The organism is Dinghuibacter sp., assembly GCF_035492835.1.
Classification (GTDB): domain Bacteria; phylum Bacteroidota; class Bacteroidia; order Chitinophagales; family Chitinophagaceae; genus Dinghuibacter.
On the sequence record NZ_DATJIY010000271.1, the window covers coordinates 1 to 20263 of the forward strand.

Consider the following 20263-nt stretch of genomic DNA (forward strand, 5'->3'; position numbering starts at 1 on the left):
GCCCTTTGACAAGGTGCTTATCACCGCGGCCGCGCCTTATATCCCGGAAAAGCTCAAACAGCAGCTAAAGCCCGGCGGCGTGATGGTCATCCCCGTGGACGAGGGCGCCGCCCAGCGCATGCTCCGCCTGACCAAACAGGCTGACGGCTCCTTTGCGGAGGAGGCCTTCGAGCAATTCTCGTTCGTGCCGATGCTCACCGGAAAACAAGGATAATGGCCAATATTTCCCTACACGGCGAACCGCTCCAGCTACAGCCCGGCCAACGGTATGTCCTCGCGGACGCCCGGACGCTCGAAGGAACCACCTTCGCCATGGGCATGTCCTTTGGGCCCGGGAAGATCATACCGGCCGTGGAGGGCATTGATGACCCACGCTTTGCCTTCCATACCGACTCGGGTTGGCTGGTCGTTGCCCGTAAGGACATCTGGGACGACATCCAGCCATTGCTGCGTTTCGATACCCTGGCAGCGGACTGGAAAGCGATCGAAGCCCGCTTCGACCCGGGCGCTTGCGGATTGATTGCTATCGGGGGGCGGGGCTACCACCGGCTCGATATCAGGATCGTGACGGTCACAAAGTCCCACACCTCCCACCATTATCCCATCGGACACTTCTTCGACAAAGTGCCGGATGCCGCGACGCTCCTTCAGCGCATCATCGACGTAGTCGGCTTGGAGCCCGTCGCCTGGGATGGCCTGAAGGAAGCGTTGCGGACAAAGGCCATGTCGCTGGGGGAGGACTCCATGGCGTTGGTCCTGAACGGCGTCGACGGGCTCCGGCGGGAAAAGCAGGAGGTCTTCCGGAACCTGGAAATCATTGCCGCGGAACTTTGCGCCGAGCTGGGCCGTGATAAGGTCAAAATAAGCTATCCCACCGTTATTAAAAGAGAAGGCCCCTCCCAGGTGGAAGAGGCCTAGCCCTTGTTATTCGTAGATTATCCGTGCGGGTGATGGTGCGCTTAAGGCTGCGCCAAAACGGGGTGCCGCGCGCTAGCGCGTCCCGCCGCCTCCGCCAACCTGGTCGCCGCCGCCGTTGTCCTGCTGGTCCTGCTTCATGTTCTTCTTCTTGAAGAGGCTCATATCCATTTTACCGAACCTGTAAGAGAAGGTCAGGCGGACGAACTGCGGGTCGCGCAGACGCGAGTAGTCCAGCACCAGGTACTGGGACGTGGAGACCGCGTCGTTTACACGGGTGCGGAAGACGTCCTGCATGTTGAGGGTGATCGAGCCTGCGTTGTTCTTGAAGAAGTCCTTCTTGATCGCGATGTCCACGCCGCCGATGGGTTTGACATAACCGTTGGCGGTCGAAACGGGCTGGCCAAAACCGCCAAAGCGTCCGCCGCCACCGGAGTTCGGGGGGACGATGGTCTTCGACTGGTAGTCGCCGTTGAGCTGGATGGAGAATTTGGCGGGCAGCTTGATGTTGAAGTTGATCTTACCGAAGTAGCTGAACTGGTCTTCGTTGCTAAGCCCGGCCAGGTTGCCGGCGTTGATCTTGGAGTCGTACAGGATGACGTTGACCATGAAGTCGAGCCACCTGGTGATGTTGTAGTGGTTGGTCAGGTCGAGGCCGTAGACGTCGCTGGAGCTGGCGTTCTGGTAGGTATAGATGTTGCTGCTGTCGATGTCGCCGGGGAGTACCTCGCGGACCACGTTCCGGGTGATCAGGTTGGTGGTGTGCTTATAGTACACCGTCGCCAGGAAGCCGCCGCCCTTATAGTCGTTCTGGTAGTTGATCTCGTAGGAGCTGGTGAACTCGGGGGCGAGGTCGGGGTTACCCTGCGACAGCGCCAGGGAGTCGGCGCGGTTGACGTACGGGGACAGCTGGAAGAAATTGGGCCGGTTGATCCGGCGCGTATAGTTGGCCTGGAGGCTCTGCCCGTCGTTGATCTTGTAGGATAGGAAGGCGCTGGGGAAAAGGCTGAGCGGGAAGTTGTGCGTGTACGTCTGGTTGCCCGTATTGGTATACAACGTCCCCGAGTACTGCGAGCTCTCGCCCCGCAGACCGGCCTGGTAGCTCAGGTTCTTGGTGATCGTGCTCGAGAACTGGGCGTAAGCGGCGTAGATCTGCTGGTTATACTTGAAGTTGTTGTTCAGCTCGGCATTGGGATAGTAGGTCTTCCCGGAGTCGGACGACAGCTCGTAGAGGTTGTCGCTCGACTGGTTCTGGAAGTTTGCGCGCACCCCGGCTTCCAGCTTGGTTTTTTCGGTGAACGGGTTGACGTAATCCGACTGGAAGTTGTAGTTGTGCGAAATACCGTTGGAATAGATATTCTCGGGGTAGAAGTAGTCCAGGCTGGTGCTGATCGGGGCGTCGGGATGCGAGATGTACGAGTTGACGGTCTGGTTGGTGTTGTTCTTGTTCCCCTGCGCCGTAAAGTCCGCGGTCAGCTCGTGACCCGATTTGGGGAAGTTGTGCTTGTAGTTCACTTCGCCCTCGATATTCTGGAAAACGCTTTTGTTGACGGCGTCCTGCCTGAAATAGCTGGTGCTGTCCGCGTACCCGGGGTAATTAACCGGGTCGTACGTCGTGGTCGAATTATAGGTATCGAAGTTGTTGAAGGTACCGTGGAAGTAGTGCCCCTCGAGGGAAATCGTGTTCCGGTTGCTCAGGAAGTAGTCGACGCCGGCGCGGCCGAAACCCATGGTGCCGGTGCTGGTGTTGTTGCTCGGCTGGTGGGTGTAATACATATTATGGCCGGCGCTGTCCAGGTTCGTCTGGTTGAGCTCGCCGGTGGAGACCGACTTCCGCTGGCGGATGTTCCCGTTGACAAAGAAGTTGAACTTGCCCTGGCGGACGTTGATGTCGCCGCCCCCGTTGAGCTTGCCGCGGGAATCGATACCTCCGCGGAGGTCGCCATTGTAACCGACCTTCCGGTTCTTCTTCAGGACGATGTTGATGATCCCGCCCCCGCCGCCGGATGCGTCATACTTGGAGGAGGGGTTGGTCATGACTTCTATGCTTTCGATCGCGTCCGCGGGGATCTCGTCCATGGTCAGCGTCGTGGGACGGCCGTCGACAAAGATCTGCGGCGACTGGTTGCGGAGCGTGACGTTCCCGTCGATATCCACGTTCACGGAGGGGACGTTCTTCAGCACGTCGGACGCCATGCCGCCGGTGGCGACGATGCTTTTGTCCACGTTAAAGACCTTCTTGTCCACGCCCATTTTATAAGGAGGCGGCGTCGCGTTGATAACGACGTCGGCCAGCTGGGTGACGTTGCCTTTGAGCTTGATGTTCCCCAGGTCCTTGTCGATGGCGCTGAGGATCTGGTCCATATTACCGGGCGCTCCGCCTTGTTGGTCGCCGTTTTGCGCAGCGTTGTTACGCGCCGCGCCCGCAAGGCCTTTTATATCGAACTTTACCGGTATATCCGTTTCGCTGTAATTGACGGTCGTGACCTTGAGCGTATAGTTCCCGAATACCGGCAGGTCCTCAAAACTAAAGTCCCCGTTGGCTTTGGTGGTCTGTCCCTGTACCACTACTTGTTTTTGTGTTTGTGAAACGCTGTCGTAGCGGCTGCGGAGCAGCTCTACCGTAGCGCCATCCACGCCTTTATTCGTTTTTGCATCGACAATCCGTCCGTAGAAGTGCCCCACGTTGGTATTTTGTCCGGCCCGGCGCCCCGCGCCGCCCGCTCCGCCGCGCACCTGCGCCTGGACGGTATAAGACAGCATCAGGAAAGCCATCAAAGACGTTAAAATTCTCATCTATTCTTTTTGGCAAAGGTACCTCCGAAAAATTGTACCATAGTTCCCCAAACTGTACAGGCGGTCATTTCGCGAGGCCGGAAGGACCAACGAGGAGCCATAAAAGCATCTGCAGAATGCCGACGCACGCACCTGCTATTGCGCCCGCGCTCACTGCTTTATAAATGAGCCGGCGGCTCAGCATTTCGGAGCAGCGCTCCGCGAATTCGGGGAGGAGGTCTTGCAGCTCTTCCATAAATACCGCCTTCAGCTGGGCGATGGTTTTATCGCCGACGAGCATGCTCATCACCGGCATTTTTTTGGGCAGCTTGTTGCGGAGAAAGTCGTCAACGTGGGTGTCGGCCAGCGGGAGGATGCCCGGGGTCAGGGCTTTTGCGGCGCGTCGTACTTTTGCCGGCGTAGCGAAGAAGCGCAGGGCCAGCGGCGCTACGATCGCGCCCCCGGCGGCGCCCGACAAGGGTAGGAGGAATAGGTGTCCCATCATGGCCGCAAAGAAAATGAAATTGTTTTTGGAAACGCGCGAAAGATTTGATTATCTTTGCCGACCGAAAACACGGAGGCGGTAGCTCAGTTGGTTAGAGCGTCAGTTTGTGGCACTGAAGGCCGAGGGTTCGAGACCCTTTCGCCTCCCACCAGGAAAAAGGAAACCCTGTCTGAAAAGACAGGGTTTGTCATTAAAACTAAAACCAACTCTTGCTTAATACACTACTATCACTCTTCACTATCCTTTAGAGAACGGTGATGTCTTTGCTACTTTCTTTCGTCACTTCTTTCTTGGGCAAGGTGAGTTTCAGGATACCGTTCTCGTATTTAGCCACGATCCCTTCTACATCTATCTTCTCGTCTAACGTAAAACTCCTCTTGAAGGTCTTGAGGCCAAATTCTTTGCGTACCTGGCGAATGTCGCCGGCGGTTTCGGTGCTTTCCTTCTTTTCCTGGGAGACGGTCAGGATGTTCCTGTCTACCTGGATCTTGAAATCGCTCTTTTCGCGACCGGGAGCGGCTACTTCGATGGCGTAGTGGTCCTTGTGGTCATAGATATTTACCGGGGGGAAACCGGTGAAAAAGCTTTCATTAAAGGCGTCTTCGTCGAAGAAACGCTTTACTACGGGGTGGTTATTAAATTTCACGAGTGTCATATAATACGCTTTGGCGGTGATAGATCAAATCCGGTACCAGGCCAAAAATAACCGACAGGCTGTCTGTTTTCGGCTACCAACCATGTCACGATGACATTTTTTAGGAAATTTCGTCCTAATTTTGCTACCTTTGTTGCAAAAGCAATTCATTTTATTATGTATCCATCCGAAATAGTGAATCCAATGAAGGCCGAGCTGACCGACCATGGATTCGAGGAGCTGTTGAGCGCGAGCGCTGTTGATACGTCCCTGGCTAAGACCGGGACCACCCTGGTCATGATCAATTCCGTCTGTGGTTGTTCCGCCGGCTCCGCCCGTCCCGGCGTCCTGATGGCCGTGGCCAACAGCGACAAGCGACCGACCCAGCTGACCACCACCTTTGCCGGGTTTGACATGGAAGCCGTCCAGAAGGTTCGGGAGCACCTGCTGCCTTACCCGCCGTCTTCCCCGGCCATCGCGCTCTTTAAGGACGGCAAGCTCGTCCATATGATCGAGCGCCACCAGATCGAGGGCCGTCCTGCCCGGATCATCGCCGGCAACCTGATTGCCGCTTTCGAGGAGTTTTGTTAGTTTAGCTTTGTTCATAATGGGTAAGCGGGCGTCATGCCCGCTTTTTTCATGCCAGCCCGTGGCCCGATTTTTTTCTTTATACTTGCAGCCAATTCGTCCAAAAGCATGTATCCCAATCTCTATTTCCTACTGAAAAGCTGGTTTGGTGTCGAATGGCCCATCTTACGCCTGGCCAATACCTTCGGTTTCTTTGTCGCCCTGGCCTTTATCGGCGGGGCGTGGGTGCTGAGCCGCGAGCTCAAAAGGAAGGAGGCAGCGGGGCTGCTCAACCCCACCGAAGAAATGATCGAGGTCGGCCGGCCCGCCACCCCGACGGAGCTGATCATCAACTTCCTGATCGGCTTTTTGTTCGGCTATAAGCTGTTCGGGTTCTTTTCCATCGACGCCTCGGTTTTCGAGGATACCCAGAAATACATATTATCCGGTCAGGGCAACTGGATCGGCGGTCTGGCCGTCGGCGGCCTCCTGGCCTTTGTCAAGTGGCGCGAGCGCAAAAAACAGGTGCTGCCCAAGCCCGAAGAACGCAAGGTCCGCATCTACCCGCACGACAGGGTGGGGGACATCGTCATCATCGCCGTGATCTTTGGTTTTGCCGGCGCCAAGGTGTTCCACATCCTGGAGAACTGGGACGACTTCACACACGACCCCGCGAGCTATCTTTCCTTTAGCGGGCTGACCTTTTACGGCGGGTTGATCGTGGCCGGTATCGCGGTCTACCGGTATGCCCGCAAGCACAACATAGGTTTTAAGCACCTGCTGGACGCGTTTGCGCCCACGATGATGCTCGCCTACGCCCTCGGCCGTATCGGCTGCCAGGTGGCGGGCGACGGCGACTGGGGCATCCTGAACAGCGCCTATATCTCCGACGCGCAGGGGCACGTTCAGCTCAGCGATCCTACACAGTTCGCGGGCGCGCTCAAGGCCAATTCAGCCGAGTACACCACCCAGTTCGGCACGCTGGCCGACGTCCCCCACAAAAGCGTGGTGGCTCCCTCTTACCTGCCGACCTGGCTGTTTGCCTATAACTATCCGCACAACGTGCTCAGCGAAGGCGCCCATTTTCCCGGCTGTAATGAGCAATACTGCGGTTTTCTGCCGATCCCCGTTTTTCCCACTCCCTTTTACGAGACCGTGACCTGTTTACTGCTCTTCGGTGGTCTTATCGCGCTCCGCAAAACGATTCCCTTTGCCGGCGGCCTCTTTGCCATCTACCTTATAATGAATGGTATCGAGCGCTTCCTGGTGGAGACGATCCGCGTCAACACCAAGTATGATATATTTGGAATCCACCCGAGCCAGGCGGAGCTGATCTCCGCGGCACTGGTAATCTCGGGCGTCGCGCTGTGGTTCTACTGGAAGCGCCTGGGCGCGCGTAAGGCCGCGGCTGCCTAGTTATCTAGTCTGATCCATTCCTCCCAATCACGGAAAGTTGCTGTAACATTCCGGGCTTTTCGCGCGTCCCATAACGGCTGCGCAACACTTTACGCGCCCTTTTCAACCAACATCCAAGGGCTTTGATGTAATCCGCGCCGCGGAAATTTCCGGTTGTCACCGAAAAGGCGCCTTTTGTCCAAAACCATGTACTATGTAAGACATAGTACCTACCTTTGACTTGAACATTTTAAGAACTAGTACTAAATACGTTTTATGAGAGCCATGATCTACATTTTCTCCTCTTTATTACTGACTGCCAGGGCTTTAGGCCAGGGGGGAAACACCACTACCGTCAACGGTTCCGTCCTCGACGAGACCGGAAAAGCCATGGAGAAAGCCTCTGTTATTATATTGAATGCCAAAGACTCCTCCGAAGTCAAGGGGACGTCGACCGCGGTCGATGGGTCATTCCATTTCCGGATCGCCGGTGGCCGCTACCTGGTGGCCGCTTCCGCGGTAGGCATGACCAGGCAATATTCGGCTGTTTTCGCCGCCTCCGGCGACCCTGTTTCGCTGCCCGCCCTGCGTCTCGCCGCTAAAGCCACCAAGATCGCCGAAGTCACTATTACCGCGAATAAGCCGCTTGTCGAGCAGAAGATCGACCGCATGGTCGTCAACGTCGACGCCTCACCGACCAACGCCGGCATGACCGCGATGGACGTCCTCCAGAAAACGCCCGGTATCTCCGTGGACAAGGACGGGAACATCAGCCTCAAGGGAAAATCCGGCGTGATGGTGATGATGGATGGCAAGCCCACCTATCTGTCCTCCGCCGACCTGGCCAACCTGCTCAAGAACATGCCGTCGTCCGAGCTCGAGCAGATCGAGATCATGACCAACCCGCCCGCCAAGTACGACGCTGCCGGGAACGCCGGGGTCATCAACCTGAAGACAAAAAAGAACAAGGCCCGCGGCTTCAACGGCAACGTCACCGTGGGCGCCGGGATAGGGAAGGGGCCCAAGACCAACAACAGCCTCAACCTGAACTACCGCACCGGGAAGTTCAACTTCTTTGGCAGCTATAACGAAAGCTTTAACCGCCATCCGCAAACGCTGGACCTGACCCGCAAGTTCCGCGACACCATCGGCGGCCCGGTCAATTCCATCTTTGCGCAGCATACCGACATGAACAACGAGTACAGCGACCAAAGCTTCAAGGTTGGCGCCGACTATTCGGTCAGCAAAAAGACGACGGTGGGCGTCGTTTTCACCGGCGACTTCAACCCCGGTTATTTCGACAGCCAGAACAAGACCAATATGGAAGACGGCATGGGCAACATCGACTCCGTTTCGGTCACCACCGGACACGTCAAGCAAAACTTCCAGCAGCTGGGCGCCAACCTCAACTTCAAGCACACCTTCGACTCCACCGGTAAGGAGCTCTCCGCCGACCTCGACTATATCGGGTACAACCTGAGCAATTTCCAGATGTACCGGACTAACTATACGACACCGGACGGCGTGCTGCTGCCCCCGGTCGATACCCTCCGTGGCATCACCCCCGGCAACATCCGGATCTACACCGGGAAGATCGACTATGTAAACCCCTTCAAGCACGACTGGAAGCTGGAAGTCGGTCTAAAAGGCAGCACCGTCCGCACCGACAACGACGCCGAATACGACAACCTCGTGACCGGGAAATGGCTGGTCGATACCACCAAGACCAACCACTTCGTTTATACCGAAGGCATCTTCGCCGCCTACGCCAGCGTCTCCAAGGTCATCAGCAAGCACTGGACCGTCCAGACCGGTCTCCGCCTGGAAACCACCGACTCCAAGGGCGACCTCAAAACCACAGGTCAGACCTTCGACCGGAACTACACCCAGCTGTTCCCCACCGCGTATATCCAGTATACGCTCAATGACAAGAACCAGTTCGTCCTGGACTACGGCCGCCGCATCCAGCGCCCCGACTACAACGACCTGAACCCCTTCAAATACTTCCTCGACCCCTACACCTACCAGGAAGGGAATCCGTACCTGAGACCGCAGTTCTCCAACAACATCGAGCTCAGCCACACCTTCCACAGCGTCCTCACCACCACATTGAACTATACCCAGGTAACCGACATCATCCAGCAGATCCTCCTCCAGGATGACGCCACCCACACCACCTTTGTACAGCAAGGCAACGTGGCCCGCCAGGAAAACATCGGCCTGGCCGTCAACTTCGGCATGCCTGTGACCAAATGGTGGAGCCCCAACGTCTACGCCAGCCTCGCCTACAACGACTTCAAAGGCGTCGTCAACGGCTACCCGCTGGAAGTCTTCGGTTATACGCTCACCGGTAACATGAACCAGAACTTCACGCTCAAGCACGGTTGGAAAGCGTCGATCGACGGCTGGTTCCAGGGCAAGCAGGTCTCCGGCACGATCATCGCGAACCCGATGGGGGCGATCAACCTCGGCGTCTCCAAGACCGTTCTCGGTTCCGCCGGCACCGTCCGCCTCAACCTCCAGGACCCCTTCAACCTCGCCCACTTCAGCGGATACAGCCGCTACGGCAACGTCGACGTCGCCCTGACCAACCACTGGGACAACCGCGTCGTCAACGTCGCGTTCACCTACCGCTTCGGCAAGAACCAACAGGTCGTCCGCGAGCACCGCGCTTCGAGCAGCGCGGACGAGGAGAGCTCGCGCGTGAAGCACTAGAGGTCCGTTTTGACAGCCATGAATATAACATATCCGGGGTCGCCAGATGGCGCCCCCTTTTTTCTTTGCGCGCCGACGTCGCTCTCCACAGACCTCTACGTCAGTCTATCCACGAGTTCCTTTTTCCGCAGGAATCCATCAATGCCAAATAAAAATGATGTCGGATTAATCCCCAGCCATTGCAGGACCTCTATGATTTGGTTATACTGCTGTTCTGCATAAACAGTGGATATAACGGTGGGAGCAGTGAAACAAATAGGTTCATGATGCGCAATCCGGTTCCTGATGTGATTGATGCTTGTTAATTTCTTAAAGACCTTGGTTTGATTCGTTCCGAAAGGCCTTGCCGGTAATATGTTTAGGAGGCTGCTACCTGCCGCGGCAAACTCTTTGGTTGCGAATTGGGAAGTCCAGAAACCAAACATCAGCCCTGTAACTGCTCTATCGTGGCTATAGGATGCTCCCAGTTTGGCAATGACCTTTTGAACGTTTTCCAGTGATCGTTCGCAGCCTGCAGACCGCAAAAAACCGCCTCGTACTTGGGTTGCATCAAATAACCAGTTGGCGCCCCATTTATTTTTATGATGCTTGTCGATGCTATTTCGTATAGCCACCTCAAACATGCAGAGAATGGAAAACAATTCATTAGAAAGGCGTATGTTGGCCCGGTACAACGTTATTGCCCTCCGTTTATCGTCAGCGCATGCAATAAGGTATCTCGCCATTCTTTGTTGAGACACAATATCCTCAAAATCAGTATATAACATATTTTCTACTGTTGGCAGAAAAAACAACACGCAAAAATATATTTTGTTCCGTATATTTGTGGAGGAATTCCAGGCTGCCGCTGTCCAGTTTACTGGATATGCTTCCGGGTAACGATTTTAAAGGGTCCTTATTAGGGCCCTTTTTTTTACTTTTGCCCCTTAAACCCTGACGTATGCCCTCATTTGATATTGCCAGCAAGGCGGACCCCCAGACTGTGGACAACGCCGTAAACACGGCAAGCAAAGAGCTCACCAACCGTTTCGACTTCAAAGGCTCTCACCTGGTGCTCGATCTGAATAAGAAGGACCTCGTCCTCAACATCGAGGTCGACAGCGACATGAAGCTCAAACAGGTCGTGGATGTCCTGATCAGCCGCAGCATGAAACAAGGACTCGACCCGCAGATTTACGATTTCAGCAAGGAACCCTTCCAAAGCGGAAAAGTATACAAACAGACCGTCCCCGTCCGTAACGGTCTCCCCCAGGACGACGCCAAAAAGGTCGTTAAGGCCATAAAGGACTCCGGTATTAAGGTCCAGGTCCAGATCATGGACGACATCGTCCGCGTCACCGGCAAAAAGATCGACGACCTCCAGGCGGCCTTCCAGGCGGTGAAGGCGGCGAACCTGGGGATACCGGTGCAGATGACGAATATGAAGGCGTAGCTTTTGGGCATCCCGCCCGGCCGGGCTCGCATCCCGCGGCGGTCGTCAACTTTTCGCATTCTCGCCGCGCGCCGCGCCGCGAATTTTTCCGGCCGCGCCGCGCCGTGAATTTTTCTCGGAAATTTGTGGAAAAGTCGGTAGCTTTGCCCCTCGTTTATCCAATCTGCTTGGCTGATCCAAGCGCAAAACATTGAAAATCATGCAGAAGAAACTTCATCCCGAGAACTATCGCTTTGTAGTGTTCAAGGATATGTCCAACGGAACCACCTTTTTGGGCCGCTCTACGGCTTCCGGCAACAAGGAAATGGTAAAATGGGAAGACGGCAACGAGTACCCGGTTATCAAGCTGGATATTTCCTCCACCTCCCATCCCTTCTATACCGGAAAGAACGTTCTGGTGGACACTGCAGGCCGTATCGATAAATTTAAGAAACGTTACGAAAAAAATAAGTAACTTCGGTACTTATTGTTTTTCATGGCTATACTTTTTGTCCCCGCGATTCCTCGCGGGGACTTCGTTTTTGGGCCGAGGCTTGGGTTTTTAAAACTTAAGCCTCGGCCCAAAAACATCCTATGCGTCGCGACCGAAGGGGCTTCGCCCCCTCGGTACTCCCCCTTTCGGGGCTGCGCCCCGGACCCGCTTGGGCCTTCGGCGCCCATTTGGGGCGCGGCAAGGGCTTGGCAGGGCGCGGCAGGGGCGCAAAAATCCCCGCCAAGGCAGTCGACGAGGGTCGGCCGGCGATTTGGCGGGGTCGGCCGGAGTGTCCGGCGGGTAAATGATATACGCGAAGCGTCTAGTTCGGACTCGTGAACGACAGCGAAAACTTCCCATTGGTAACCGCCACGGTAGTGCCGGCCTGGAGGCCCGCACCGGAGGCGTAAGAAGAGACGCCAACGACCAGCGTACCGGTGACGGTTCCGGTGACGGCGCTGCCGGTATTGGTGGAAATGGTGGCGGTAAAGGGTTGAGCGCCTTCGGCTTGCAGTGAGAAATTGGGGCCGCTGATCGCCTGGTAGTCCAGCGTAACGATGTTATTGGCGTCGGTCGGGGTGAAATCGTTTTTCAGGGACGCGACCGTGGTGTTGGCGGCGCCAAAGAACCACAGCTGGAACGATACTGAATCGGGGACGCCGGGGAGCAGTGCCTTGCCGGAGATCTCGATTTCGGGGTGATTCTGCAGCGGGTCGTGGAGGGTGTCGACGGTGAGGTCCTGCATGTTGACCGTCTGGCCGCTCATGGAGAAGGAAAGAGAGTTGCCCTGGGGCGTGGTGGTGGTGGAAGGAGAAGACGATTTCTTGGAGCAGGAAGCCATGATCAGTACGGCCATTCCTGCGAGGATGAGGTATTTCATGATACGGATTTTAAAGTGAAACAAATATATATATAAATCCTAGAAAACAAATGCGAACGATCCATTATTTATAATCAGGCTGTCTCCGCCGGGGTAGACGCCGGATGTAACGGCGACGGCCCCCTCGAAAACCCCGGTGACATACAACCGGTTATTGAACCCGATGTGCGCCAGCGACCGCCTGACGGTGAAGTCGTTCACGGCGGAAAAGCCACCGGTCGTCAGGGGGACGAACGCGAGCCGAAGGGTGTACAGCGTGGACGTATCGTAGTACGACCCGCTCATAAAAGAGGCATACGTCCCGGGGTAACCGAACAGGAACAGCTCGAACCCGCAGGAGTCACGCATCCCCGGCAGCAGCACGCGGGACAACGCGCAGATGTTCGGCCGGTAAGGCCCCGCGACGGAGGCGGTGGTGTCGACCAATAAAGACCCGGAATGGACTAAAACGCCATCGGCGTAGAATGACAGCGAGGACGGAGGAGGCGTCGGCAGGTGCCCCTTGGAGCAGGCCGGTAAAAGGCCGGACAGCAGGCCTGATAAAAGGCAAAGGGGTAGTGCGCGTCTCATGCCAGCCCCTCCGCCACTTCCAGCAGCGCGCTCACCGTGAGCGGCTTCTCGATAAAGAAGGCTACGGACGGGTGCGCTTCGGCCCGGATGGTGTCGCTCACCATGAGGGTGGCGGACAGCAGTACGATGGAACAGCGGTGGCGGAGCGTCAACGGCAGTTTTTCAAACCGGTCGATAAAGGAAAACCCATCCATGGAGGGCATCTTTATATCCACCAGCAGCACGATGGAATACGTGGCTGACGGTTCGGAGTACGGCAGGGACGCCAGGAAGTCGAGTGCGGCAGCGGGCCCGCGAAAGGACCACACGGGCGAAAACACGCCCGTATGCCGTATAAGTTGCTCGTGCAGATACAAATCCACCTCATTATCATCAATCAGCACGATGGCACGGTTACTCGACATGGTTAGGCAGGATGATTTCGAATTTGGTTCCCTGACCGGGAGCGGAGTCGACCTCGATGGTACCGCCCATCTTATTCAACGCCTCTTTCACAATATAGAGGCCAATTCCCGTGCCGGCGTTGTCGTTCCGGTTGCTCCGGAAAAACATCCGGAAAATGTCCCCCAAATGCGCGGCGAGAATACCCACACCGTTGTCCTCGATGGTGATGACCGCCTTGTGGGGGAAGGTGCGGACCTTTAGGTGGACCTTGGGGTTGGGCTCGTCCGACTTCTGGTATTTAATCGCATTGGAGATGAGGTTGTTGAGGATGATGGAGCAACGGAACGCGTCCCCGCGGAACACGTGCTCCTGCCTGACGTCCACGGAAAAACTGACCTGGCTGTTGCGGTGGCGGTTGGCCTCGATTGCCTCGTCGATGACCCGGGAAAAATCGACGATCTCGACGTCCGCGTCTATGCGCGAATTGCGGTAGTACTCGATGACCTTTTTGATGAATTCGTCGAGCCGCAGGATACAGCTTTCGATCAGGTCCACATACCCGTTGGGATCGGTGATTGACCCGTCTGCCTTGGCGAGGTTGATGATGCCCAGTACCGACACCAGCGGCGATCGCATGTCGTGGCTCGCGCTATAGATAAAGCGGTTCAGCTCCTCGTTGGCCTTCTCCAGCGCGTCGACCTTCTCGCGGAGCTGTTTGCGCGCGGTATAGAGGTCGTGTGCGTTGGCTATCGCGGTGGCGATGTCGTATTCTTCCCAGGGCTTGCGGATAAACCGGAAGATCTGGCCCTTGTTGATCGAGTCGATGATGTCCTCCACATCGGTGTAGCCCGTGAGCAGGATGCGGATGGGCTCGGGGTGCCTGTCCTTGATCGAATTGAAGAACTCCACGCCCGTCGTAGTGGGCATGCGCTGGTCGGCGATGATGACCTCCACGGCGACCTCTTCCAGGAGTGTGCGGGCTTCCGTTACCGTGAGCGCGGTATAGATTTCGTAGTTCCTCCGAAAACTGGCCCTGAAGGTATTGAGGTTGTTAATCTCATCATCGAGGTATAATATTTTTATCCGGTTGTCGCTCATACGGCTAATTTTCGGGATGAACAATGGGCAGAATGATCTGGAATTCAGTACCCTCTCCCAGGGTCGAATGTACGACGATCTTTCCTTTATGTTTCTCGATTATGCTGAAGACTATGGAGAGGCCCAGACCGGTCCCTTCCCCGATCTCCTTGGTCGTGAAGAACGGGTCGAATATCTTCTCCCGGACCGATTCGGGCATGCCGGTTCCGGTGTCGGCTATCCGAATGAGCACGTGCGCCGGGTCGTACAACGACGTCGACACCGTCAGGTACTCCGTGTGCCCCGAACGCTTCTTGTCCATCGCGTAGAGCGCGTTGCTCATGATGTTCATGAAGACCTGGTTGAGCTTGCCGGGAAAACACTCGATGGCGGGGACGGTCTCGTAGTTCCGGACCACCTGGACGTTGCCGGGCATGCTGCTGCGCAGCAGGACCAGGGTGGAGTCCAACCCTTCGTGCAGGCTGACCTTTTTGAGCTCGGTTTCGTCGAGGCGGCTGAACGTGCGGAGCCCCCGTACGATCTCGGCGGTCCGGGTTGCCCCGTCTTCGATCCCCTGTAAGAGGGAGCCGATCTCGGTCTTTATATAGGGCAGGTCGATCTGCCGCTTGTAGGCGTTGATCTCGTCGACCTGGGCGGACACGTCGGTGGAATAGTCGAGCTTCTCATACTGCCCGATGATCTCCCAGAGGTCCCGGATGTCGAGCTGGAGCGGTTTTATGTTGGACTTGACGAAGTTGATGGGGTTGTTGATCTCGTGCGCGATACCGGCGGTGAGCACACCGAGGCTGGCCATCTTCTCCGATTCCACCAGCTGCGACTGGGCCTCCTTGAGGTGCGTCAACGTACCCTCCAGCTCGGTGGTCCGCTCGTGGACCTTGGCTTCGAGGATGACGTTCTGCTCGCGGACCAGGCGTTCGTTCTCGCGCGAGATTTCGAGCGCGCGGGCCTGCGATTGCTCCTTTTCCCGCGTCAGCTCGTTGATCTTATCCGCCAGCGCGATCGACAGCAGGATCGCCTCCAGCGCGGAGCCGATATACAGGGCATAATTGCTGAAGATGTTGGACGGCAGGATGCCGTAGTTCTTCAGGACGTAGAAGATCAGCCCGACCATGAAGATCGACCAGGCCAGCAGGTAGAAGATGGCCGCCTTGAAGCCCTTCCGGGCGATATAGGCCGACGCCGATACCACGTATACCGCCATGAGCAACCCGTTGACGTCCAATATATTATAACTAACCTTGTTGACGCCGGCGAGGTTGAAGACGATGGCCGCCGTGTACGTGACGATGAAATAGATGTTGATGGGTCGCAGCTTTGGCGCGTACGTGCGCATTTGCAGGAAAAACACGGCGAAGAGTATCGCCACGATACACACGATGCTGGAGGACATCACCACCATATAGCGGTTGAGCCACGGCGAATCCGGCCAGACGTATTTGAACGCAAAACCGGACGAGCTCAGCTGCGCCAGCCCCAAAAAGAAAACATAGATGACGTAGTACAGGTAGTTCCGGTCCTTGACCGAGAAGTAGATAAAGAGGTTGTAGAAAAAGATGACGAGCAGGATCCCGAAGTACGCGCCAAAGATAAAAATATTGGTGTCGGAAAAGTGGTCCGTCGTCTGCCGGGTCCCCACGATCAGCGGCAGCACCAGCGGGTGGTCGCTGACGATGTGCATATAGTAGGTCGCGGTGTCGCCCCGGTTGAGCTTGAGGCTGGCCATGAAGTCCACGGCGTCTTCCGGCCGGCTGCCGTACGGGAACGTGTTGCCGACGATATACACCGCCGTTAGGCGGCCGCCTTGCAACCGGTAAAGCGTCATCTTCGGCAGGTTGGGCGCCTGAGCGATGACGAACAGGGTAGGCATCCCCGTATGGTTGGCGACGGTGAACCGCAGCCAGTGGTTGATGTGCGACGTGGGGAAGACCGGGATGTCCTTTCCGATCGCCTTGAAGCCGGTGGCCCCGGGGATGGTGGTGTCGTTATAGCGCTGGTCCTGGTCCGCCAGGACCTCGGTCACCTTACCGATGGAGAGCAGGTCGCTGTTGCTACCCACGTCGATCACCGATTGCGCGCGGACGGCGGTGGTTACCGTGGTACCTGCGAGAACGAGGAGGGAAAAGAGGAAACTACGCAGTCCTGAATTCATGGATATCGGCGTTCTGGACCAGGAGGTCGTAATGGATTTGTATGGCTTCGGAGCCCTTCCGGAAAGGGTAATGCTCCATGGCCACCTGCCGGGGCTGATCCCGCAGGTTCATGATCCGTTCCCGTTCCAGGGCTGCCGTGTCCGGCATGTTGATCATATCGTTTACAAATACGGCGGTGGCCAAGAGGTCGTGTTTGGGGTAGTAAAAGGTACCATTATTTCCGATATCTTTTATAATCCGGCCGCCTTGCCATTCCGAAAATTTGACCGTAACCGGTGAACAAAGGGAGAAGATGGTCGTCAGGCCGATTTGTGGCGCGATGGCCAGGGCCGCCCTGGAGGCGAATATAGCCCCGATGCCCATACCCGCGACCTCCATGGAGTTCCAAAGGCCGCACAGCTCACCGGTGCCCCTGGCCTGGTTGTTATATACCAACGTGTAAATGCTGGGATCCAATTCCCCCACGGCACTTTCTATCGGTAGGGGATGAACGCCGTCGGCGGCGTGGACCCGGGCGCCACCAAACATACGTCCGTCGTCCTCGCTTTCCACGACGATTACGAATACAGACGGCCATTCAGCCCATGCATCGTTGGAGGATGTAACCTTGTTTATCCCGTGGTTACCTAAAACTGTTCTGTGTCCCTCGATAAATCGATGACAGGTTTCTGGTTCATCAACTGCCCTAAATGCCCTGATTCGTACTTCCGTGACCATATTGTTCGTCGAGTTAGAAATTGCCTGTTGGATGGGGGAAGTTTCCGCAAAGAAAAACCTGTTATGACAATTAAATTGCTAATATACGCGCATTTGTAAGTCATTAACCAAAGTACGAAGTAAATTTGCACAACTAATTCATAACTTGGTAGTACGATGACGACCGAAGTGAAGCCCACTGTTTTGTATGTGGATGATGAACTGAACAATTTGCTGTCTTTTAAGGCGGCCTTCCGGCGTCAGTTTAACATCCTCACTGCCGACTCCGCCGCCGAGGCCAGGCGGATTTTATCCGTTACGCCCGTGCACATCATTGTCTCCGATCAGCGCATGCCTCAGATGACGGGGATCGAATTCTTTTCCTCCATCCTCGAGGAATATCCCGATCCTGTCCGCATCCTGCTCACAGGCTACGCGGACATACAGGCCGTGATCGACGCGATCAACCTGGGCCAGGTTTTCCGCTACTGCACCAAGCCCTGGAGCGAAGAAGAGATCATCCGTCACCTCGACGAAGCCTACCAGCTGTACGAGCTCAAGATGCAGCAAAAGGAGCTCAACGAGCAGCTCATGGACAACAACGAGAAGATGGAATTTTTGCTCCGTCAGCAGCTTTTGTCATAGCTTTAGGGCATGTCAGTGGTCCTCTTCGAGCCATCCCACCGGGATGACCTCTTTCCTTTTACGCTAACCCGCCCCGTAAGTTCACTCCGTAAAGGCATCATGACGATCGGAGAAAGCTGGCGCATGATCATCGGGGAATCGCTTCGTATTTCTACGGAGCCCATCGCCGCTCCGCAAAACGGCGCGCCGCCCGGCAATGCCGCCGCTCCCGCCCCCGGCACGCTCTTGCTCAACGCCGCACTAATGCCCGACCCTGCCGTGTGGCCGCAGATAGGAGCGCTACCGCGCGGCGAGGCGATCTTCGCCGGCGACACCCTCATCGCCCGTTACCACGGTGACGACCAACCGAAGCGCCGCGCACTCGGACCGGGCGACGTCCTTAGGTATCCTTGGGAACTCGTCCTGTGGAACGACAAATACCTGCGCATCGACTTCGCCCTACTAACGGCAGGGCGTATCTCACAACCTATTCCTGAAGGGAATCAAACGGTCAACGCCGCGGACATATTCCTGGAGGAAGGCGCCAAGGCGCACTTCTCGGTGTTGAACGCGTCGACGGGGCCCATTTATATAGGACCGGGCGCGGAGGTCATGGACGGGTCGCTGCTGCGCGGCCCTATCGCGCTCTGCGAAGGCTCGACCCTGAAGATGGGCGCCAAGGTATACGGTGCCACGACCCTGGGACCCTATTGCGGCGCGGGGGGTGAAGTGAAGAACGTTATCATGACGGGGTACAGCAACAAGAACCACGACGGCTATCTCGGCGACTCGCTGATCGGGGAGTGGTGCAACCTCGGCGGTGGCACGTCGTGCTCCAACGTCCGCAACAACGCCCAGCCGGTGAAGGTCTGGAACCCCGGGAAGGGCAGGGCGGAGGTGGCGGGGCAGAAGGCCGGGCTCTTTATGGGCGACTATTCGCGCTGTGCCATCCAGACCGCTTTTAACACCGGCGCCGTGGTCGGCGTCTGCTGCAATGTCTTTGGCGGCGGGGTTTGCGGAGGGTACCTCCCCGACTTCAGCTGGGGCATGGACGGCCAGCGGTATGACTGGGACAAGGCGCTCCGGGACATCGACAACTGGAAAAAACTGAAGGGCCGTCGCCTGACACATGAAGAAATACAAATTTTAGCCCCTATTTTTGCGCGCATATGAGAAAGCAGATCGCCGCCGCCAATTGGAAAATGAACCTGACGCTGGGACAAGCAGAAAGCCTGCTCGACCGTCTCCTGGCCATCGACTGGACGCCCAACGCCCACCAGGACGTGGTCTTTGCCGTTCCCGCGCCTTACCTGGTGCCGGCCCTGGCGAAGCTCAAGGCTTCCGGCCGCACCCACTTCCATATCAGCTCCCAAAACGCCTATTCCGAAGCCTCCGGCGCCTACACCGGCGAAACCTCCGCCCAGATGCTCCAGTCCCTGGGCGTGACCCACGTCATCCTCGGCCACTCCGAACGCCGCGAATACTTCGGGGAAACCGACCAGGTCCTGGCCAAAAAGGTGGACATGGCCCTCGTCCACGAGCTGACGCCCATCTTCTGCTGCGGCGAGCCCCTGAGCATCCGCGAAGCCGGCACCCAGAACGCCTTTGTCGCCAAACAGGTCGAGCACAGCCTTTTCCACCTGGAAGAAGCCCAGCTGAAGCGGATCGTCATCGCCTACGAACCCATCTGGGCCATCGGCACCGGTAAAACCGCGACCGCCCAGCAGGCCCAGGAAATGCACGCCTTCCTGCGCTCGGTTTTTGCCAAAAAATACGGCGCCTCCGTGGCCGATCACCTCCCCATCCTCTACGGCGGCAGCGTCAAAGCGGCCAACGCGGCGGAAATCTTCGCCTGCCCCGACGTGGACGGCGGCCTGGTCGGTGGCGCCAGCCTGGTTGCCGGCGAATTCGAGTCCATCATCCGCGCGCTCAAGTAGCCGCCCCGTGGCCCCGAAGACCTATCATATCGTCATCGTCAAGAAACCGCAGCTCCTGTTGCGGGTCTCGAAGATCCGGATCATCCTGGATGGTAAGGATATCTACCCACTGGAGACCGGCGTCAAGCTGGTCATCGACGTCGACCACAACAACCCCGTGCTCGTCGTCACCGACGGCTTCCACATATCGCGCCCGCTGGAGCTCGTATACAACCACCTCAACACCTACTATTTCCGCATCGAATGCGGCATGGACGACGGCCAGGTCATCGCCGGGCTCACGCTGACGCTGTTCTTCTTCCTGCTGGGGCTCGTAACCCGCTGGTGGATTTTCGGCGTCCTCAGCTTCGCGCCCGTGCTGTACATCCTTTTTCTTTACTACATCAAGCGGAAGGACTTCCTGTCGCTGCGGCCCATGTGAACTCCCCGTGAAGCGTGCTTTGAGGCACCGGCGGGGAGGTGGCCTTGAGGTCTGCCGCTGCTTTGATGGCCATCAAAACAGCGGCAGACCTCA

Annotated in this window: 21 protein-coding genes and 1 tRNA gene; 12 read left to right on the forward strand and 10 right to left on the reverse strand. The window is 56.8% G+C overall.

Annotation, left to right across the window (positions count from 1 at the left end; all coding sequences use genetic code 11):
- The coding region (locus VL547_RS23645; RefSeq protein WP_414648378.1) for a protein-L-isoaspartate O-methyltransferase family protein at positions 1–214 on the forward strand (214 nt) is incomplete at its 5' end.
- On the forward strand, positions 214–918 hold the full coding sequence (locus tag VL547_RS23650; protein WP_325582696.1) for a hypothetical protein: 705 nt from the start codon (positions 214–216) through the stop codon (positions 916–918). The genes VL547_RS23645 and VL547_RS23650, both read left to right, overlap by 1 nt.
- A 72-nt stretch (positions 919–990) precedes the next feature.
- Here VL547_RS23650 and VL547_RS23655 read toward each other — a convergent pair whose 3' ends face one another.
- On the reverse strand, positions 991–3690 hold the full coding sequence (locus VL547_RS23655) for a TonB-dependent receptor domain-containing protein (protein WP_325582698.1): 2700 nt from the start codon (positions 3688–3690) through the stop codon (positions 991–993).
- An 85-nt stretch (positions 3691–3775) separates the two neighbouring features.
- On the reverse strand, positions 3776–4195 hold the full coding sequence (locus VL547_RS23660; protein WP_325582700.1) for a hypothetical protein: 420 nt from the start codon (positions 4193–4195) through the stop codon (positions 3776–3778).
- Positions 4196–4266: 71 nt separating this feature from the next.
- Between VL547_RS23660 and VL547_RS23665 the strand changes: the two genes are divergently transcribed.
- Positions 4267–4342: transfer RNA gene (locus VL547_RS23665), tRNA-His, on the forward strand.
- A 97-nt stretch (positions 4343–4439) separates the two neighbouring features.
- Here VL547_RS23665 and VL547_RS23670 read toward each other — a convergent pair.
- Positions 4440–4850, reverse strand: a complete 411-nt coding sequence (locus tag VL547_RS23670) for an Hsp20/alpha crystallin family protein (RefSeq protein ID WP_325582702.1) — start codon at positions 4848–4850, stop codon at positions 4440–4442.
- Positions 4851–5006: 156 nt separating this feature from the next.
- Here VL547_RS23670 and VL547_RS23675 point away from each other — a divergent pair, with 156 nt between their 5' ends.
- From VL547_RS23675 to VL547_RS23685, 3 genes are all read left to right on the forward strand, one after another.
- Positions 5007–5420 (forward strand): BrxA/BrxB family bacilliredoxin, encoded by a 414-nt coding sequence (locus VL547_RS23675; RefSeq protein ID WP_325582704.1) that lies wholly within the window; start codon positions 5007–5009, stop codon positions 5418–5420.
- A 105-nt stretch (positions 5421–5525) separates the two neighbouring features.
- Positions 5526–6812 (forward strand): prolipoprotein diacylglyceryl transferase, encoded by a 1287-nt coding sequence (locus VL547_RS23680; RefSeq protein WP_325582706.1) that lies wholly within the window; start codon positions 5526–5528, stop codon positions 6810–6812.
- 255 nt (positions 6813–7067) lie between these two features.
- Positions 7068–9506 (forward strand): TonB-dependent receptor domain-containing protein, encoded by a 2439-nt coding sequence (locus VL547_RS23685; RefSeq protein ID WP_325582708.1) that lies wholly within the window; start codon positions 7068–7070, stop codon positions 9504–9506.
- A 95-nt stretch (positions 9507–9601) separates the two neighbouring features.
- On the opposite strand, the gene VL547_RS23690 is transcribed toward VL547_RS23685, so the two are convergent.
- Complete coding sequence (locus VL547_RS23690; protein ID WP_325582711.1) at positions 9602–10303, reverse strand: hypothetical protein; 702 nt, start codon at positions 10301–10303, stop codon at positions 9602–9604.
- Positions 10304–10446: 143 nt separating this feature from the next.
- On the opposite strand from VL547_RS23690, the gene VL547_RS23695 reads away from it, so the two are divergent.
- Together VL547_RS23695 and VL547_RS23700 are read left to right on the forward strand one after the other, a co-directional pair.
- Positions 10447–10938, forward strand: a complete 492-nt coding sequence (locus VL547_RS23695; RefSeq protein ID WP_325582713.1) for a YajQ family cyclic di-GMP-binding protein — start codon at positions 10447–10449, stop codon at positions 10936–10938.
- A 199-nt stretch (positions 10939–11137) separates the two neighbouring features.
- Positions 11138–11392, forward strand: coding sequence for a type B 50S ribosomal protein L31 (locus tag VL547_RS23700; RefSeq protein ID WP_325582715.1), 255 nt, complete (start codon positions 11138–11140; stop codon positions 11390–11392).
- Positions 11393–11732: 340 nt separating this feature from the next.
- Here VL547_RS23700 and VL547_RS23705 read toward each other — a convergent pair whose 3' ends face one another.
- From VL547_RS23705 to VL547_RS23730, 6 genes are read right to left on the reverse strand one after another with little or no spacing between them, the layout of a single operon-like run.
- Positions 11733–12290 carry a hypothetical protein gene (locus tag VL547_RS23705; RefSeq protein WP_325582717.1) on the reverse strand — a complete coding sequence of 186 codons (558 nt, stop codon included), beginning with the start codon at positions 12288–12290 and terminating at the stop codon, positions 11733–11735.
- A gap of 39 nt (positions 12291–12329) precedes the next feature.
- On the reverse strand, positions 12330–12860 hold the full coding sequence (locus tag VL547_RS23710; RefSeq protein WP_325582719.1) for a hypothetical protein: 531 nt from the start codon (positions 12858–12860) through the stop codon (positions 12330–12332).
- Positions 12857–13264 carry a response regulator gene (locus VL547_RS23715; RefSeq protein WP_325582721.1) on the reverse strand — a complete coding sequence of 136 codons (408 nt, stop codon included), beginning with the start codon at positions 13262–13264 and terminating at the stop codon, positions 12857–12859. Before VL547_RS23715 ends, VL547_RS23710 begins: the two co-directional genes overlap by 4 nt.
- Complete coding sequence (locus tag VL547_RS23720; protein WP_325582723.1) at positions 13254–14342, reverse strand: hybrid sensor histidine kinase/response regulator; 1089 nt, start codon at positions 14340–14342, stop codon at positions 13254–13256. The genes VL547_RS23715 and VL547_RS23720 overlap by 11 nt, the downstream gene beginning before the upstream one ends.
- Positions 14343–14346: 4 nt before the next feature.
- On the reverse strand, positions 14347–16491 hold the full coding sequence (locus tag VL547_RS23725; protein ID WP_325582725.1) for a sensor histidine kinase: 2145 nt from the start codon (positions 16489–16491) through the stop codon (positions 14347–14349).
- Positions 16472–17044, reverse strand: a complete 573-nt coding sequence (locus VL547_RS23730) for a hypothetical protein (protein WP_325582727.1) — start codon at positions 17042–17044, stop codon at positions 16472–16474. Before VL547_RS23730 ends, VL547_RS23725 begins: the two co-directional genes overlap by 20 nt.
- Positions 17045–17365: 321 nt before the next feature.
- Between VL547_RS23730 and VL547_RS23735 the strand changes: the two genes are divergently transcribed.
- From VL547_RS23735 to VL547_RS23750, 4 genes are read left to right on the forward strand one after another with little or no spacing between them, the layout of a single operon-like run.
- A complete protein-coding gene (locus VL547_RS23735) occupies positions 17366–17833 on the forward strand; it encodes a response regulator (protein ID WP_325582729.1) in 468 nt (155 codons plus the stop codon).
- A gap of 9 nt (positions 17834–17842) precedes the next feature.
- Positions 17843–18985, forward strand: a complete 1143-nt coding sequence (locus VL547_RS23740) for a putative sugar nucleotidyl transferase (protein WP_325582731.1) — start codon at positions 17843–17845, stop codon at positions 18983–18985.
- Positions 18982–19749 (forward strand): triose-phosphate isomerase, encoded by a 768-nt coding sequence (tpiA, locus tag VL547_RS23745; protein ID WP_325582733.1) that lies wholly within the window; start codon positions 18982–18984, stop codon positions 19747–19749. The genes VL547_RS23740 and tpiA overlap by 4 nt, the downstream gene beginning before the upstream one ends.
- Positions 19750–19756: 7 nt before the next feature.
- Positions 19757–20170, forward strand: coding sequence for a hypothetical protein (locus tag VL547_RS23750; RefSeq protein WP_325582735.1), 414 nt, complete (start codon positions 19757–19759; stop codon positions 20168–20170).
- The last annotated feature ends 93 nt before the right edge of the window (positions 20171–20263 follow it).